We start from the raw sequence: 3,039 nt of genomic DNA on the forward strand, positions 1-3,039 counted from the left end.
ACCCCCGACCTCGCCATCCCGCTCTACCAGATCAGCGTGCCCAAGAACACCAGCGCGGGCACCGGCGGCATCACCTGGTCCACCGCCCTCACCGGCGTCCGCAACGCGACGGTCGGCCTCGGCGGCATCCTCCCGGTCACCACCGACACCGCCAACGGCGCCTACCCGGGCCAATACCGCGACAACAACGGCCAGTTGCAGCGCTGGAACGGCACCGCCTGGGCCGACTACCCGGTCCTGCCGACCTGGCAGAACTGGACCCCGGCCTGGACCACCAACACCGGTTCGGCGACCCCGTCCTTCGGCAACGCCTCGGTGAGCTGCCGGTACGTCAAGTCCGGGACGACCGTGCACCTGAACTTCCAGATCACGTTCGGCAGCACCACCAGCTTCGGCACCAGCCCCACCACCAACGACAACTGGCGCTTCTCCCTGCCGGTCACCGCCGCGGCGACCCGCCTGGGGATCGGCTTCGCCGAGGTGTCGGCCAACACCGCGGGCAGCCGCGCCATGGCCCGGCTCTCCCTCACCACCACCGGCGCCTTCGAACTGGTCATGTCCTCCGCCCAGACCTCCGCCACCGCCGTCGCCAACACGGGCTCACTGGACGCCCTCAGCCCGTGGACCTGGGCGAGCGGCCACACCATCACCGGCACCGCCACCTACGAGGCCGCCGCATGACGACCATCAACACGCCGTACCGGGCGATCTTCTGCGACCTGCGCACGGACGGCACCATCGACATCCTCCCCCTACGGGACGTCACCGTCGACGACTACATCGGCAAGGCCGGCTCACTCTCGGGCACCATCCCCGTCCCCGACGCGGCGATGGCCGCCCGGGTCCGCCGTATCGAGGAGGGCCGCACCTCGGTCTACCTCCAGCGCGGCAGCGACCTGTGGTGGGGCGGCATCGTCTGGACGAGCACCGTGCAGAGCGACGACCAGGGCGTGCTCACCCTCGGCATCCAGGCGGCGACCTTCGAGTCGTACGCGGGAAGGCGCCTGATCCGGGCAACGACCCCCGAATACGACCCGAACTACCAACTGACCCTCAGCGGCGACCAGTTGGACGTGGCAAGGGCGCTGTGGACGGACCTCCAGACCGCGCTCCCCGGCGGCGACATCGGCGTCAGCTACGGCACCGAGACCTCCGGGGTGACCCGTTCGGCGAGTTACCGCGACGGCGACGAGACGGTCTATCTCGACGCGCTGGACGCACTGGCGGCGCTGGAGAACGGCTTCGAGCACTACATCTCGGTGTACACGGACCCGACGACCGGCGCCCGCGTACGCCGCCTCCGTCTCGGCAGCCCGAAGATCCTCACCGGCGCCACCGACCTGGTGATGGACCGCCCGGGCACGATCCTGGCGTACTCCTTCCCGCGCGACGCGACCCGCGGCGGCACCACGGACCGCGCCCGAGGCGCCTCCACCAACACGGACCAGGCCAGCGAGTCCCGCCCCCTGTGCTCCACGGTCGCGGTGGCCAACGACCTGATCGGACAAGCGGGTTACCCCCGTATCGACCTGACCTCGGACCACAACGACATCACCGACGCGGCCACCCTCACCGCGCTCGCCCGCACCGAACTGGCCGCGGCCACCGGCGCGGTGGTGATCCCCGAGATCAGCGTGCGCCTGGACGACCTGGTCCCGGCCGCGCTGATCGGCCGCACGGTCCGCATCCGGATCACCGACGAGTGGTACGCCGAGGGCCTCGACACCCGCTACCGGATCATCGGCGTCAAGGTCAGCCCCGCCCAGCGCGGCCGCCCCGACACCGCCGACCTCTACCTGGAGGAGGTCTGATGCCCCAGCTCCCCGAAGACATCATCGACCGGCTCACCCAGATGGAACGCCGCATCCAGCAGCTCTCCACGGCCGTCAACACCCGCCCGGCCCTCAACACGGTCTCGGGCGGCACCCTGGAGGTGGGCCCGGCCACCGGTTCCCCGGTCTTCAAGATCGGCAAGTGGCCCGGCACCGACGAGTACCGCATGGAACTCCGCCGCCAGACAGGCCAGTTGGCGATGAGCATGTACAACGGCGACGGCACCGCCGCCTCCGCACAGCCCCTGCGCATCTACGACATCGCCGAACGCGAGCTGATCTCGGACGACGTCGCCACCGGCGGTCTCGCCCGGCCCTGGCTGAACCTGCTGCCGCCGCAGGACGCGACCGTCACCCGCTGGCCGCAGACCACGGCGACCACGATGACGACGATCGCGATGTCCTACAACGTCGTCTGGCAGCCGAAGATGCGGCTCCTCATGAACACCCGCACCAGCTCCGGCGCCACCGGCTCCGTCCAGCTCCTCGTCAACGGCGCCCAGTGGGGCACCGTCGTCGCCGCCGGCGCCGACTTCGACCAGTCGGGCCCGGTCGCCTCCGACTTCTCCGCCGCATACGGCGGCCTGCTCAAGGTCGAGGTCCAGGCCCAGGTCACCAGCGCCTCCGGCACCGTCTACGTCAACCCCGTACTGATGTACGGCCGCCAGACCTGAGGAAGGACAACCCATGGACATCGACCCCACTCAGCCCTGGGGCCTCGCCATCGACTTCGCGGGCCGCGCCACCATCACCGAGGCCGGCCACACGGTCTACATCAACGTCTCCGACTCCAGCTACAACACCGTCATCGCCCCCGACTCGGTCACCGGCCTCTACTCCCCGGTCACCGTCACCGCCCAGTTCACCGAGTCCGGCCCCAACTCCGCGACCCTGCGCGGCAGCGGCCGCGTCACCGTCCCGCCGATCGACACCAATCCGGTAGTCCCCGACCAGACAGCAGCCCAACAGGCGGTGGCCGCAGCCCTGGCCAACTTCGTGGACAACACGGCGGCGTACACGGCCCTCTGCGCCAAGTGGACAACACCGGACACGGGTCCGGGAGACGGAGACGGCAACGAGGACTCCACGGCAACGGCAACCCCTTAGGGGCGGGGGACTGTATCGAACATGCGGCTACCGCCGCGCGGCCGCACCTAGCCCTCTAACTCCGCCCACCCCAACCCCCTAGGGGCGCGGGGAACTGCGC

At 70.3% G+C, this 3,039-nt stretch carries 3 protein-coding genes and 1 pseudogene; all 4 read left to right on the top strand.

Going from position 1 to position 3,039, the window contains the following annotated elements; translation table 11 throughout:
• Positions 1 to 681, top strand: a pseudogene (locus tag AC31A1_RS49265) (hypothetical protein); the annotation flags it as partial.
• On the top strand, positions 678 to 1,811 hold the full coding sequence (locus AC31A1_RS49270) for a hypothetical protein (RefSeq protein ID WP_489659571.1): 1,134 nt from the start codon (positions 678 to 680) through the stop codon (positions 1,809 to 1,811). The pseudogene AC31A1_RS49265 and the gene AC31A1_RS49270, both read left to right, overlap by 4 nt.
• Positions 1,811 to 2,506, top strand: coding sequence for a hypothetical protein (locus AC31A1_RS49275; protein WP_489659572.1), 696 nt, complete (start codon positions 1,811 to 1,813; stop codon positions 2,504 to 2,506). Before AC31A1_RS49270 ends, AC31A1_RS49275 begins: the two co-directional genes overlap by 1 nt.
• Before the next feature lie 13 nt (positions 2,507 to 2,519).
• Complete coding sequence (locus AC31A1_RS49280; RefSeq protein WP_489659573.1) at positions 2,520 to 2,939, top strand: ATP-binding protein; 420 nt, start codon at positions 2,520 to 2,522, stop codon at positions 2,937 to 2,939.
• The last annotated feature ends 100 nt before the right edge of the window (positions 2,940 to 3,039 follow it).

This window comes from Streptomyces sp. P5F9 (assembly GCF_057961495.1).

Excerpts from the sequence above, each read along its gene's own strand:
- AC31A1_RS49270 (WP_489659571.1), top strand. The coding sequence starts at position 678 with ATGACGACCATCAACACGCCGTACCGGGCGATCTTCTGCGACCTGCGC.
- AC31A1_RS49280 (WP_489659573.1), top strand. The coding sequence starts at position 2,520 with ATGGACATCGACCCCACTCAGCCCTGGGGCCTCGCCATCGACTTCGCG.
- AC31A1_RS49275 (WP_489659572.1), top strand. The coding sequence starts at position 1,811 with ATGCCCCAGCTCCCCGAAGACATCATCGACCGGCTCACCCAGATGGAA.